The 14,578-nt window shown below is 44.1% G+C and carries 9 protein-coding genes; 3 read left to right on the top strand and 6 right to left on the bottom strand.

From position 1 onward, the window contains the following. Positions 1 to 367: 367 nt before the first annotated feature. Positions 368 to 2,404: an excinuclease ABC subunit UvrB gene (gene uvrB, locus HMPREF0650_RS07195; protein ID WP_004349576.1), complete on the bottom strand. Its 2,037-nt coding sequence runs from the start codon at positions 2,402 to 2,404 to the stop codon at positions 368 to 370. Positions 2,405 to 2,567: 163 nt separating this feature from the next. Between uvrB and HMPREF0650_RS07190 the strand changes: the two genes are divergently transcribed. The 3 genes from HMPREF0650_RS07190 (at position 2,568) to HMPREF0650_RS07180 (ending at position 4,325) form a co-directional block, all read left to right on the top strand. Then, positions 2,568 to 3,410, top strand: coding sequence for an outer membrane protein assembly factor BamD (locus HMPREF0650_RS07190; RefSeq protein ID WP_040562799.1), 843 nt, complete (start codon positions 2,568 to 2,570; stop codon positions 3,408 to 3,410). A gap of 124 nt (positions 3,411 to 3,534) precedes the next feature. Next, on the top strand, positions 3,535 to 3,873 hold the full coding sequence (locus tag HMPREF0650_RS07185; RefSeq protein ID WP_004349573.1) for a DNA-directed RNA polymerase subunit omega: 339 nt from the start codon (positions 3,535 to 3,537) through the stop codon (positions 3,871 to 3,873). Next, positions 3,870 to 4,325 (top strand): DUF4293 domain-containing protein, encoded by a 456-nt coding sequence (locus HMPREF0650_RS07180; RefSeq protein WP_004349572.1) that lies wholly within the window; start codon positions 3,870 to 3,872, stop codon positions 4,323 to 4,325. Before HMPREF0650_RS07185 ends, HMPREF0650_RS07180 begins: the two co-directional genes overlap by 4 nt. A 422-nt stretch (positions 4,326 to 4,747) precedes the next feature. On the opposite strand, the gene HMPREF0650_RS07175 is transcribed toward HMPREF0650_RS07180, so the two are convergent. The 5 genes from HMPREF0650_RS07175 to HMPREF0650_RS07155 all read right to left on the bottom strand — a co-directional run bounded on the left by HMPREF0650_RS07175 (position 4,748) and on the right by HMPREF0650_RS07155 (position 14,468). Then, positions 4,748 to 6,169: a DUF5018 domain-containing protein gene (locus tag HMPREF0650_RS07175; protein ID WP_004349571.1), complete on the bottom strand. Its 1,422-nt coding sequence runs from the start codon at positions 6,167 to 6,169 to the stop codon at positions 4,748 to 4,750. An 18-nt stretch (positions 6,170 to 6,187) separates the two neighbouring features. Further along, positions 6,188 to 7,825 (bottom strand): RagB/SusD family nutrient uptake outer membrane protein, encoded by a 1,638-nt coding sequence (locus HMPREF0650_RS07170; protein ID WP_004349569.1) that lies wholly within the window; start codon positions 7,823 to 7,825, stop codon positions 6,188 to 6,190. 17 nt (positions 7,826 to 7,842) lie between these two features. Beyond that, positions 7,843 to 10,971, bottom strand: a complete 3,129-nt coding sequence (locus HMPREF0650_RS07165; protein WP_245543474.1) for a SusC/RagA family TonB-linked outer membrane protein — start codon at positions 10,969 to 10,971, stop codon at positions 7,843 to 7,845. A 162-nt stretch (positions 10,972 to 11,133) separates the two neighbouring features. After that, the gene (locus HMPREF0650_RS07160; RefSeq protein WP_004349567.1) at positions 11,134 to 12,264 is read right to left on the bottom strand and encodes a DUF4855 domain-containing protein; all 1,131 of its coding nucleotides are present in this window, start codon (positions 12,262 to 12,264) and stop codon (positions 11,134 to 11,136) included. Positions 12,265 to 12,791: 527 nt separating this feature from the next. Continuing rightward, entirely contained in the window at positions 12,792 to 14,468 is a 1,677-nt protein-coding gene (locus tag HMPREF0650_RS07155; protein ID WP_004349566.1) for a DEAD/DEAH box helicase, read from the bottom strand. Between the last annotated feature and the right edge of the window lie 110 nt (positions 14,469 to 14,578).

Here is a 14,578-nt window from a genome sequence, read left to right as displayed (position 1 = left end):
GATTGTTGATTGCTAATAATTTATGAGAATCTTGTGTCGGACAGGCTGGAAGATCATGTCTTTCTGGGGAAAATAGCATAGCTTTAAGAGGGCAATTTGCATGCTTTTGCCCCACAATACCATACAGATTGGGCACCAAAAGGATGCTATTAATTGTGGAAAAACAATGCTTTTAGGATAAGAACCGATTTTTCTTGCTGAAAAATCTCAAGTATACACCCTGTTTGCCTATCAATTTTTTCTAAATTGAAAGTTTTTAAGTGCCGTTTTTAGTGCATTTTTTGGTAAAAAAAGAAGACGATATACTTATTATAATGTGTAACGATTCAGCATCTGTCCTGTAAATCTTAAACATTGAATGGTGAAGTTATTTCTGTTCCAACATCGCCTGCAACCTCACGATTTCATCCCTGTACTGGGCGGCTTGCAGGAAATCTAAGTCCTTGGCTGCTTGTTTCATCAAGGCAGTGGTGTTGGCAATGCTCTTCTCAAGTTGTTCGCGCGTCATTCGCAATACAATCGGGTCGGCTGCAAAGGCGCCACTCTCTGCCTCCATATACGCCTGTTGGGCGGCAAGGGTGGGGTAGCGCCAATCCTTCTCATTCTCTTTCGAGGTGGGCAATGCGTTCTTGATTTCCTTAACAATCTGCTGTGGTGTGATGTGGTGTTCCTCGTTGTATTTCAGCTGTATGGAGCGGCGGCGAGCGGTTTCGTCGATGGTACGCTGCATGCTTTCGGTGATGGTGTCGGCATACATAATTACTTTTCCATTGACATTGCGTGCGGCGCGTCCTGCCGTTTGTGTCAAACTACGGTGACTTCGCAAAAACCCTTCCTTGTCAGCGTCAAGGATGGCCACGAGCGATACCTCTGGTAAATCCAGACCCTCGCGCAGTAAGTTGACCCCAACCAAAACGTCGAAAACGCCAGCGCGCAGGTCGGTCATGATTTTTACGCGGTCGAGCGTGGCCACGTCGCTGTGGATGTAGTTGGCGCGCACGTCATGATTCAGCAGGTATTCGGTCAGTTCCTCGGCCATACGTTTGGTCAGTGTGGTGACCAGGACACGTTCTTCGCGCTCGGTGCGTTGTAGGATTTCGTCCAAAAGGTCGTCAATTTGGTTTTCGCTGGGGCGCACATCAATCTCCGGATCGAGCAATCCCGTGGGTCGGATGATTTGTTCTACCACGACCCCTTCAGCCTCTTGCAGCTCATAGTCGGCTGGGGTGGCCGATACATAGATGGTTTGGTGGAGCATGTCGTGGAACTCTTCAAAGCGCAGTGGACGATTATCAAACGCCGCTGGCAGGCGGAATCCGTACTCCACGAGATTCTGCTTGCGGGCCCTGTCGCCACCGTACATGGCACTGATTTGCGGCACGCTGACATGACTCTCGTCGACTACGAGTAGAAAATCTTGTGGAAAGAAGTCTAAAAGACAATAAGGCCGCTGCCCGGCCTCACGTCCGTCAAAGTAGCGCGAATAGTTCTCAATGCCGCTACAGTGGCCCAGTTCCTTAATCATCTCAATGTCGTATTCCACACGTTCCTTGATGCGTTGTGCTTTGATGGTGTCACCCAGGTCGTTGAAATAGTCAACTTGCTTCACCAAGTCGTCCTGAATGGCGCGGATGGCGTGCTCGGTCTGTTCTTTGGTTGTGACAAAGAGATTGGCCGGGTAGATGTGGTATTCCTCAAATTCTTGCAATCGATGGAAGGTCACGCTGTCCACTTCCTCGATGCTATCAATCTCTTCGTCCCACCATGTGATGCGAAGAATGTTGTTGGAGTAGGCCATCGCAATGTCCACCGTATCGCCCTTGACGCGAAAATTGCCACGTTGCAGGTCGATGTCATTGCGAACATACAGCGCTTCCACCAACTTGCGTAAAAAATCATTACGATCTAATCGTTCTCCTTTCTTCACCGTAATGATGCTGTTGGTCATGGCCGAGGGGCCTCCCATGCCGTAAATACACGAAACGGAAGATACGACAATAACGTCTTTTCTTCCTGATAACAAAGCACTTACCGCACTCAATCGCAGACGGTCTATCTCGTCGTTGATGGCCAAGTCTTTCTCAATATACAGGTCGGTTGTAGGAAGATAAGCCTCGGGTTGATAATAGTCATAATAAGATACATAATACTCTACTGCGTTTTCGGGGAAAAAGCCCTTCATCTCTTCGTAGAGTTGGGCTGCCAGCGTCTTGTTATGACTCAGAATCAGCGTTGGCATTTGTACGTTGTTGATGACATTGGCCACCGTGAAAGTCTTGCCCGATCCGGTCACACCGAGCAACACCTGAGCCGGATCACCCCGATGAATGCCATCGGTGAGTTGCTGAATGGCTTCTGGTTGGTCGCCCGTGGGTTTGTATTTTGACGTGAGTTTGAAATTCATCCTGAATCTATTGAAGGATTGTTTCTAAGCATGCAAATGGCTGCCCAGACATGCAAAAGTACAAAAATATCCGTTATAAAGGTTAATTATTTGCGAAAAAGCATTCTCTTTACTTTGTAAATCGATGGATTATATGTACTTTTGCACTCCAAAGATCATGTCAATGAAGAAACTGTTTTTCATTTCCACTATATGCGTCGCATTGTTATTCGGCAGTTGTGCCAGTGAGTTCAATGCGGTTTACAAGTCGACCGACACGAACTACCGCTATGAATATGCGAAGGAGTGCTTTTTCAAAGGTAAGTACACTCGGGCCATTACCTTGCTGAACGATTTGATTGTTGTTCAGAAAGGTACTGAGAATGCACAGGAAAGCCTTTACATGTTGGCCATGGCGCAGTACAAAAGTGGTGATTATGAGAGTGCTGCCCAAGCGTTCAAGCGATATGTTCAAAGTTATCCGAAGGGTAAATACGCTGAGTTGGCGAGCTACTATGTGGGCGAAAGCCTATTCATGTGTACGCCAGAGCCACGTTTGGATCAGTCGCAAACAGTTTCGGCCATCGCCTCTTTCCAGGAGTTTTTGGATCTTTTTCCAGACGCCAAACTGAAAAACAGTGCGCAGAACAGGCTCTTTGAATTGCAAGACAAGCTGGTGAAGAAGGAGTTGTATTCGGCACAGTTGTATTATGACCTTGGCCCTTATTTCGGAAATTGCACCAGCGGCGGCAACAATTACGAAGCTTGCATCATTACGGCAGAGAATGCATTGAAGGATTATCCCTATTCATCCCTGCGTGAGAATTTTGCCGTGCTGGTGATGAAGAGCAAGTTTGAGTTGGCAGAACAGAGCGTTGAGGAGAAGCGATTGGAACGCTACCAGGATGCAGAAGATGAGTGCTACGGATTCATCAACGAGTATCCCGACTCGAAGCAACGTCCCTTGGCAGAGAAGTTTATCAAGAAATGCAAAGAGGTTACGAAGACAGGAGAGTCTAACTCGTAGAAAACAAAGAGGATATTGCCTTTTATGCTGGCAATACAAGGAGAGTGAAATCATCAACTATATATTTTGATTAAGTCATTGTCCAGTGAGATGACAATGCCCAACAGATAAGGATTTATAAAAAATGGATTACAAAAAGTCAAACGCACCCGTCAACACGACTACACGCAACATTATGGAATTGTGTGAAGATACGGGAAACATCTATGAGAGTGTGGCAATCATTGCGAAGCGTTCTAATCAGATTGCAGCAGAGATTAAACAGGATTTGAATAAAAAATTGACAGAGTTCGCGTCTTACAACGACTCTTTGGAAGAGGTGTTTGAGAATCGTGAGCAAATAGAAATTTCGCGTTATTACGAGAAGTTGCCCAAACCTACTTTGCTGGCAACACAGGAATTTATAGAAGGTAATGTTTATTACCGTGATCCTTCTTTGGATAATAACGACAGTCAGGCATGATTCAACGAAAACAAACGCTGTACCTGCTCTTGTCTTTGATAGTGACGGTAGTGTGTCTGTGCATGCCTGTCGCCATGCTCGAACCGCAAGGAATGGGGCTGTCTACGCTGATTTACAATATAGGAACAGTAGTACCCGATCAAGGAATCAATTTTAGCAACTGGCCTCTTTTCGCCCTGTTGGTGGTGACCATCCCTTTAGAAGCCTGCGCTGTTTTTCTATACCGCAAACGACTTTTGCAGGCTAAACTTTGCTTATGGAGCATTGTTTTCTGTCTGGCATGGTATGTTTATTATGCATTTGCCCTGCTGAATGGTTTTGGTCATGAATATACCTACCACCTTCAGTTTGCGGCATGTTTGCCTTTGGTTGCCATCATCGCATTAGTTTTGGCGCGCCGAGGTATCATCCACGATGAAAAATTGGTGAGGTCAGCTGACCGAATCAGATAAAGCAGCAGCTCCACATGGCTCTTTATTGCAACGAAATTGCACGGAACGTTCTTGGCGTTCCGTGCAATTTCGTTGTGATTGACATTACATACAATGAGCAAAGTATGGATGCTTAGAGTTTAGTAGTTGGGTTGCCAACAGGTAAAACAACAAATGATTAAAGAGAATCGGCTGTATGGTCTCAAGACCATACAGCCGATTTATAATATCGTGTGCTCTGCATGAGCAGGAATCGAAGGGAGATGCTTGGAATGATTTTCTTAGTCAGTCGAGAATGCTTTTGCAGGTCAGTAAATTACTTACTAGCATGTTTTCTACATGCTTGGGAAGCACTGCCATGCTTTTTACTTCTCATTTTCTTTTACTTCTTCTAAGCAATTTCAACGAGTTCGTTGAAGCATCTCCGATTTTTTAAAAGTTCGCTACATCAAGTTTACTTTCCACACCATTACGCCTCCGTTGGTATAAAGGAAAGCCACGATGACAGACTTCTTGTCGGGTGCCATTTGCGTGACGACATCTGCCGTAGTATTGATATTGGCACCGTATGCGGGATCAATTGGGAACTCAAGCCACCCATTCCATTTGCGCGTATGTGCCAATAGTTGTGTGTTGGTGGTAGTTCCAGCAGGATCTTTCATCACCAATCGAACATTATAAATCTCTCTCATCCAGTTATTTACATCTCCTTCGATGTAAAACATGTATTTTGCTCCCATCAAATCTACATAATCGAATGCAGTTCCTCCGCCAAGCCACTGGTGGAAAATACCTTGCACATGATGTGACGAGGAATAAAGAGGTTTGTTGGTATGGCCGTCCATGTACGTGATGGCTACCTTAGGTTTTCCTTCATCGTAGCGTGAAATGAAATAGTTGCTATTTTTACCAAACTCTATAGGTACGATTTGGGGCATTAGGCCCATTTGGTAACCTGGGTCATATTGTATCTTTTCAGGTTGTTGTGATACTGGCTTCCCGTTTTTGATTTCCCATCTGAGGAAAACGTTCTGGAACGAAACACCCATGTACAAGAATGCATGCTCCTTGATGTTGCCTCTGACGTAGAATTTTCTTCCTACGTCTTTGTTTCCAGCAAATTCATCTAAGTTAACATCATACGAAAACAACAGTTTGGGTTTGGCGTTTACACCCTCCCACCAAAACATGTGTATGGTACTGGTGCCGTTTTTGGGCATCCACCTATTCATGTAGAAGTTGGTTGAAACAATGTTTCCTGCATCGTCGTTGGCTATAAATAAGGGTACGGTGCGGGTAAGTGTATTCCAGTCAACCCCCTCCATAGACAAAGTGCCTGCCTTTGTTCCGTCTTTCAGATTGTAATAGTCAAACTTTGTGCGTTCGTGTATAACCAAATAATCTCCACTGATGGCCAAGCCGCCGTTATTGTGCTTAACGAAATTCAGTTGGGATCCTGTCTTTCTCCACAGCTCATCTACTTGGATGGCTGTTGGAACCACTTTCAAATCAACTGTATATGTTTTCTTGTCCCCATTGGCTGCAATAACATCAAAGCTCACAGGCTTTGTAAAATCCATGTATTGCCCAAGTGGTATGCTTGATTCTACTATCGCGTTGTTAGGAGCGTTTACTGACATTCTGATTTTTGTCAGGTCAGTCTTGATGCTTCCGTCAATTTCGAGGTTGATCATGTTGTTGGCATCAGGAGCAACGGTGAAATCTGATTTTGTGCCATCTGGTAACATAATCGTTATGCCACTAATGTCATTGCCCGTTGTGGGTACCAATGTATCTGCTTCTTGGCACGAAAACATGAGCAGTAGGCCAAGAACTGACACCGTAATTTTATCTATTGTTTTCATTGTTCTGCTTGATTAAGTTTACCATTTATCTATTTGCTTGCATTTCGGATTATTTTTGATTTCCGATGCCGGTATTGGGAATTGATAATATCTTTCTTCAAAATGCCTATCTTTACCGTCGCAGTCAATTATCTGGTAATTGAAGGATCCGTCTGTTTGCTTGGTTATCTTCATGCCGTGCATGCGTTTTCCTCCTAATACTTCTAGAGCCATGTTCCAGCGTCTTAAGTCCCAATAACGTTGGCCTTCAAAGGCAAGTTCTATTTTCCGTTCTTCGCGAATAATATTCCGCAGACTCTCTTGACCCGTAGATGAAACAGCAGGCAACTTTGCTCTACTTCTTACTTTGTTCAATGGGATAAGAGCTTCAGCGGTCTTACCCATCTCGTTGAGTGCTTCAGCTTGGTTCAATAGTACTTCTGCATAACGTACTTCGTTCCAACAGGTGGTGCCTTTAACGGTCATGTCCTTGACGCTTTCGTTCAGCAATTTGCGTATATAGTAGCCAGTAGTAGTGGCGTTAGGGTACGCCTCAATGTCAAACGGCTTAAATCCATCTTTACCTCCCACGAAGGTTTCAATGGTTCTTCCCTTCCAGGTAGCACCATTATACAGAATGGAAGCGTAAAAGCGAGGCTCCCTGTTCTTATATGGGTTGGCGGCATGCGTTGGGTTGTTCCAATCGAAACTGCTTCCGTCAGCCATTCGATAGGAGTCTACAAGCTCTTGTGTTGGAACAGCTAAACACTTTCCGTCCGTATTAGTTTCAGGGAAGTCACCTTTCGGACTATATTGCTTGTCAAAGAGCGTTGAATGCGTTAGCTGACCATGGAAACGATAGCCTAAAACGGTTTCCTTACAAAAGTCAGATTGATTGAATACGTCTGCATAATTCGGCATAAGGTCATATAGCTCGCCCTCTTTCGCTACTACCTTTGCTGCGGCATCAGCAGCCTTTTCCCAGCGCTTGGCATACAACATGGCACGCGACTTAAATCCATAAACTGCACCCTTTGTAATGCGTCCTAAATCCTTCTTGGGCCAAGTGTCGGGCAAGTTCTCTGCGGCAAAATCAAGGTCGCTTTCAATGAAATCCCAGCATGTGGATTCGGGACTTCTTTCCTTGAATGCCTCATTGGGGCCGTCAATGTTATCGCGGATTACAACGCTGCCATGCCCCCTTACCAGCATGAAATAAAGGTAAGCCCTGAAGAAACGTGCCTGTGCCTCCATTATCAGTTTCTCCTGGTCACCGTATTTTGCATAGGTCTTTAATCCATACAAAAATTCGTTAATGCGCCTGATGCGGTTATATTCGTATGTATAATCACTCAGGGGATTGCCTTGTGGACTGATACCTCCGGTGTAGACCACCTTGTTGACATCACCTCCGGAGCCGCCCATGACATTTGCGCTGTACCGAAGAATGTCAGAGAATCCGTCAGTAAGACTTACTCCAGCGTATTTTACGCCATAAGGTCCGTATTCGTAAATAGGTTTGTAAAAGCCATTAATGTACAAATAGGTATTGTCTACGGAACTCCACGCATCCATCTCGGTATATTGTGCTCTTGGTTCAGGATCTAAAAAATCAGAACAAGCTGATAGAATGAATGCGGATACCAAGATTGTCAAGATATTGTTAATAGTTTTCATAGTCTTGGAATAATATATTAGAATGTGAAATTGATGCCAAACTCATATGTACGCTGTTGAGGATAATAACCATTGGTTATTTCAGGAGTTTCGGGGTCAATATTGTATTTCGTCAGTTTTGACCATGTAAACAGATTTCCTCCTGTGAGCGTAAGACGAATATTGTCTAAGCCGATTCGGTGAATGAAACTGTTTTTCAGTGTATATCCTAATTGGATATTCTTCAGTCGAAGATAACTGCCATCTCTTATCCACCAGTCAGAAGCCCATCCGTTGCAGTTGCCCATTTCGGCAGCATTGGTAGACAAACGGGTAAATTCGGCATTACGATTTTCTGGCGTCCAACTATTTTCAATCAAGAAATAGGGTGAGTTGCCTAATCCATGGAATGGTCTGGTGAAAATGGTAGCATCAGTGGCTCCATTTCCATATGCTCCGCTTAAGAATACATCAGTAATGGCTGCCCCTTGGAACAGCATAGAGAAGTCGAAACCTTTCCACGACGCTCCAATGCTCAAGCCGTAAAACAGTTCAGGGAGATTACTGTTGCCAATGAACGTATAATCCTGAAGCCTATCTATTTTACCGTCATGATTTAAGTCCCTATATTGGATGTCTCCAGGACGGATTTGGCTTTTGCCTAAGTGACTCAGTGTAGGCGAGTTGATGATATCCTCTTCATTTTGATACAAGCCTTCGGTGATAAATCCCATTTTCTCACCCATTTTTCTTCCCGTGCGTCTTTGATAGTCTGGTACATTTGGACTTTCGTTCATTCGCAAGACTTTGTTTCTTGACCAGCTCACATTGCCTCTGAGGTTATAGTGGAATTGATCAATGCTGTTTTGGTGGGTCAATACAAGCTCAAAACCTCTGTTGCTCACTTTTCCACCATTAATTATGCTGGGGAAGTTGCCTCCCAATGAAGGAGGATAGATACCACCACTGGAGATTAAGATGTCATTTGTAAGTTTATAGAAATAGTCAAATTCCATTCCAAAAATTCCCTTGTTCAACAACAGGTCGAAACCAATATTGTAGGTTCCGGTCTTCTCCCATGTAATGTTTCGGTTTACGTTACCTTTCGAGTAAATAGAGATGTACTCTCTATCGCCAACGTATAGCGTAGGCGGATTTGGGACCATGAGATTCAGATATTGAAAGTCACCGATACGGTCATTACCAAGCACACCTGCCGAGCCTCTGATCTTCAAGTTTTCTACAACGCCCTTGAGCGGTTCGAAGAATGACTCCTCTGATATTCTCCATCCAAACGATGCTGCTGGGAAGAAGCCCCACCTGTTTTCTTTTGGGAAGCGAACAGATCCATCGTAACGTGCAGCTAATTCAAGCAGGTATTTGCCATCGTATGCATAGTTAACACGGCCAACAAATCCAGCCCGGTTAAAGATATAACTTCCACCATTGATGGCCTTCTTCTTTTCTTTGCCCATGATATCTTTACCCAGACTTAATTCATGTAGTGATGTCAAGTCAAAACCTTGTACGCCGGCACCGAATGATTCAGTTTCATAAGATGACTGCTCGTACAGTAACAAGCCAGAAATATCATGTTTATCAAAGGTGCGGTGGTAACTGATGGAGGGTTGAAGCGTCAGTCGGCTTGCCTGTGCAGAAGTGTTACGCAATTGTGCCACATCGTCTTTGTTCATTCCGTGATCACAGATGATGACACTGTATTTCTCTGTGAATGGATCATAACTGTTCAACTCAACAATTTCAGCCCAAGACTTAGATGTCGTGTAATCTTTGTCGTAAGAAGCTTTAAACTTCAAATTCAACCCTTTAACAAAAGGTACGTCCCACGATAATGTTGCCGTCGTCGTAAGAGCGTTCATGACAGAATTGTTGTATCCTGTTTGGTTATTGAAAGCGATAGGATTGAATTTGGCGTTTGAGCTAATGTTCGCTGCGGTAGGCATGCCTTTGTAGGTCGTAGGAACGATAGGCATCATACGTTGAGCCAAGTTGATGGGGTTGTTCCAGGACTGGTTCGTTACAGAGAAGTATCCTGAGTTGCGCCGCTCTTGACGAGCCCCTAAATCTAATCCTAACTTGAATCCCATGCCTAATGAGATGTCCAAATTAGAGCGTAGGTTATATCTCTTGAAGGAAAACTTGTCCACGATACCGCCTTGGTCGAAGTAGCCCAATGAAACAAAATACTTGGCTGTCTCGTTGCCACCATTCACGGATATGTTGTGATGGGTAGTGGTGGCACCGTTCTTCATTAATTCAGAGAACCAATCCGTGTTGGCGTATTTGCCTTCCGGATCTCCATTCAAAACCTTGTTGTACACCTCTTCTGTGAACAAAGGTTCTTTGCCATCCATTTCAAGTGCTTTGTTAAACCATTTGATAAAGTCTGGACCATTCAGGAATTTAGGGTAATTGGTGTTTTGGCTGTATAGCAATTTTCCTGAATATGTAATCCGAGGGCGTTGCATGGAGCCACGTTTGGTTTTCACGAGAATTACGCCGCCAGCTGCTTGCATACCGTAGACAGCTGCGGAAGATGCATCTTTCAGGATGGTAATACTTTCAATTTCGTTAGGGTCAAGATTGTTAAAGCTTCGCTGAACATCGTCTACAATGACCATTGGTGCTGCAGTGCCCAGTGTGCTTACGCCACGAATCAGCAAGTTGGATCCATCGGCACCAGGCTGTCCTGACTTCTGTTGGGCAACCAATCCTGGCATTCGGCCAACAAGCATACCTGACACATTACCTGATGGTGCCTTTAAGATCTCATCCGCATTCAATTGCGCAACAGATCCCGTCACATGCTGTTTCTTCTGGGAGCCATAGCCCACAACAACTACTTCGTCCAATGCTTTCGCGTCCTCTTCAAGCATCACGTTAACATTCGTTTTGCCATTTAGAGCTACCGAATGGTTTTTGTATCCCACATAGCTAAATGTCAGTATGGCATTTCGATTGGACACAGCGATGTTGAATTTTCCGTTCGCATCTGTACTTACACCTTGTTTCGCTCCTTTCTCCTGTACTTGGACCCCGATGAGGTACTCGCCGTTTGCGTCGGTTACCACACCTCTGACCGTTGTTTGGGCCGATGCTTCTATACTACAGAGCAGAAACAAGAAGCAACTCAGTGCACGTAACATGTGCATGGCGCTTTTTTTCAAAAAGAAGGTTCGCTTTGTTTCCATAGATAATAAATTTAAGTGTATCTAATATAATATATAAATAAGGTACAAAGATATTTTCACTTTTCTTTTTCGATTCTCCTCAAGACATGCTATTCTCTTGTGCCATGATATCGATGATTACTTTGCAATGAGTTTCACCAGTCGTTTATATAGCGTTTGGTCTGCTGGATGATTCGACTTCGCTAATTTGTAAAAGGTATCATTCCCTTGATAGTAGGCGATTTTCAAGGAATTAAACGCACCATTTTTCTCAAATACATCCAGATAGTCTCTTAAACGATAGCCCCAATTCTTTTGGGAAGCCAACGCTCTGTCATCAAACTCCACTTCAAGGTTCATGCCGTATTTGGCAGCCCTGTCACAAGTTTCTTGTAACCTACTGTAAGGGTGTTTTTCGTCGAAGAAATAGTTTGGCTGATAATAGGGTACGTTGAATCCCAGGTGTTGCCATTCATTATACCCATCCGCATAAAAGTAAGGTATCCAATAAAAATCATATCCTTTCTTGTCAAGGTATTCAGATACTTGATTCACCAGGTGGCGTGTATTGGTAGCCTCCTCAGCCAACCAATAAAACCCAACCAATTCCAATTCGGTTAAGTGGCTATCCTTAAACAACTGCTCTGCGCGATCAATGTACCACTTGCACGCAGACAAACGATCGTTTTGGTCAGTGAAGACCACTTTCTTGCCATTAATCTCACCCCAATCAGTTTGGTTAGGGATGGGCTCTGGAATGACCAATACTATTTTCCGTTTTCCTGCCTTGCTTTCTCCTATTCGTTCTTTGACCGCCTTTGTCTGTTCGTTCAACGCCGCAATGGCATTACCTTTCTTAAAATAGCCACTCAACAACTTCTCCCATTCTTCTTTCCTCGCTGCTTTTTTCTGATACCCGGAAGCAAATCCACGCCCATGGCCGTCCAATATTTCTAAAAATAAAAACCCATCGAACAGCCACTTTTCTTTACCATCAACCTTGCCGGCCAGGTAAGGATCAAAATGTTCAGCATCCCATTGGAAAGGCCGATGAGCTCCACCACTATATATTAAAACCGTGTGTTGAGGTACAGCATGGTGAAATACGTTCTTTTCGCGTTCAAATGGCTTGGTTTTGAAACTGATGTTTCTGTCATTCTTGTCGTTTGAAGGGTCTGGTGACGCGCAAGATGTGAGTGTACTTGCAAGTAGCAAAATGATACCTACCGAAAGAAATCTCTTGTTTTTTAGCAGGATATTTGTTCTCATGCTTATCAATCTGATTTAAGGATTAAATTTTAAATGTTTATTCGTTAGTAATAGTTGTTTGAGATAATAAAAATATTTATATATTAATGTTATCTTATTAAGATATATAGTTATTATAGTTTTAATATATAATAAATTCTTTTATTTTTCCTTGGTATATTAATAGTATTATTTTTATTGTGCAAATATAAATAAATTAAGTGTTTAAAGCAAATAATAAAGTGAATAGTTTCGTTCAATCCACATATTTAACATATTCGGTTTGATTACTTTACATGTAGCAAACCTACGGCTGGTTGTTATCTCATTCACTTGATGACCAACCGAGAAAGTTGAATAAAACGTTTCCGATAACACGGAATATGCGGTGAATACAAGGTAGCTAACAAATCCTTTTCCATCAACGATGATAAACAATGAGAGGAGAATGTCAGCTTGATACATTCTCCTCTCATCTTCATCGTCCTCTGTTCATCGTCACAATAGACGGTTTGAGGGATGGAATCTCTTGGGTGTCATCCATTCGTTTATTTCTTTCCGAGTGACTTGAGCCATTTTAGTGGTTTCTTGATGATGGCTGAAATGCCACTCTCTGGTTTGGTCTCAGTTTTTGCAGGCTCAAACTTCCTCCTGCCATTGTGTGGGTCTTCGCGTTGCGTTTTACGGTTGTTGTTGGGTTTTCTGCGAAGCTTGTTCTTCGTATTGGCTTGCGGTTGCACCTGTTTGTCTCCAGTTTTGTTGTCAATCGCTTGTCGTTTGTCATTGCGTTGCTTGTTACGTTGCGTTCCAGCTCCGTCAGTGTTGTTTTGCTGTTTACGCCTATTGTTCTTGCGTTTGTTACTCTTTTGGCGATTCTTTGCAGGCTGCTTATCCGCTGTCTTACTGCGTTCTTGCGCTTGCTTTTCGTTTGTTTGCTCACTTTTGGCATCCACCTCCTTGGGGCGCTGCTCGTTTTTATTCCGACGCGGCTTGCGCTTGTGTGCCGTTTGGTCACGGTTTTTCCTGCGAACTGATTTGGCAGAAGAGCGTTTTCGCTGTGGCTTTCCATCGGCTGTATAGTCAGGTGCCTCGCCCAGTTCTTCAGGCAGTTCAACCTTTTCCACCTCTTTTTCAAGGAACTTTTCTATCTGCTGGAAGTAGTAGATGTCGTCTTTGCTCACCAGCGTGATAGCTGCACCATCACGGTCTGCACGGGCTGTACGACCAATGCGGTGTACATAGTCTTCAGCGTCGTGTGGCACGTCGTAATTGATGACCATGGCAATGTCATCGATGTCAATGCCTCTTGACAAAATATCCGTGGCTACAAGCACGTCAATCTGTCCACTCTTGAATTGGAACATCACCTCGTCGCGCTGAGCTTGGTCCAGGTCGGAGTGCATCTCGCCACAATTGATTTTCATGCGCTGCAGTGCCTGGCTCACTTGTTTCACCTTTTGTTTGGCTCCACAGAAGATGATGACGCGCTTCAAGTCACCTTGTTTGAAGATTTTCTTGATGATGCCCAGCTTCTGAGTCTCATGACAAACATAGGCAGTCTGTTTGATTTTCTCGGCAGGTTTGCTCACAGCCAGTTTCACCTCAACGGGATTTTTAAGCAATGTTCTTGCCAGCTCGTTAATCTTGTCAGGCATAGTTGCAGAGAACATAATGGTCTGGCATGTTTTCGGCAAGCCCTTAGCAATGGTCATGATGTCTTCCGAAAAGCCCATGTCCAGCATGCGGTCGGCCTCATCCAACACGAAGAAACTCACTTTGCTCAGGTCTACGTTGCCCAAACTCATGTGACTGATGAAGCGACCCGGCGTTGCAATCACCACGTCGGCACCCATGCGGAGGCTTTTCAGCTCCTGGTCGTACCGGTTTCCATCGTTTCCGCCATACACAGCCACGCTGCTTACGCCTTGCAGATAATAGCCAAAGCCCTGCATGGCCTGGTCTATTTGCTGGGCTAGTTCGCGCGTTGGTGACATGATAAGGCAGTTGATGGCATCTTCTGGGTAGTTGCCACTGTCTATCTTGCTCATGATGGGCAGCAGGTAAGCTGCCGTCTTTCCAGTTCCGGTCTGTGCCACACCCAGCACGTCACGTCCTTTGAGTATCTCGGGTATACACTTTTCTTGTACGGGTGTGCAAGTGTCAAAGCGCATGTCGTATAATGCGTCTAATACATTATTGTTTAATTCTAATTCTTCAAACTTCATTTTTTCTGATTTTCAATTTGTCCTTTGTCATTCACATGATTCTTGGTGAATGCAAGACGGTTCATTTCTTTGTGTAGATTCGCCGTGCCAAGGGCGCATGTCGTGTTATC

It is taken from the genome of Hoylesella buccalis ATCC 35310 (genome assembly GCF_000177075.1).
Taxonomy (GTDB): Bacteria; Bacteroidota; Bacteroidia; order Bacteroidales; family Bacteroidaceae; genus Prevotella; species Prevotella buccalis.
Note: the sequence above shows the minus strand (reverse complement) of the source record. Positions and strands in the feature narration are given on the sequence as shown.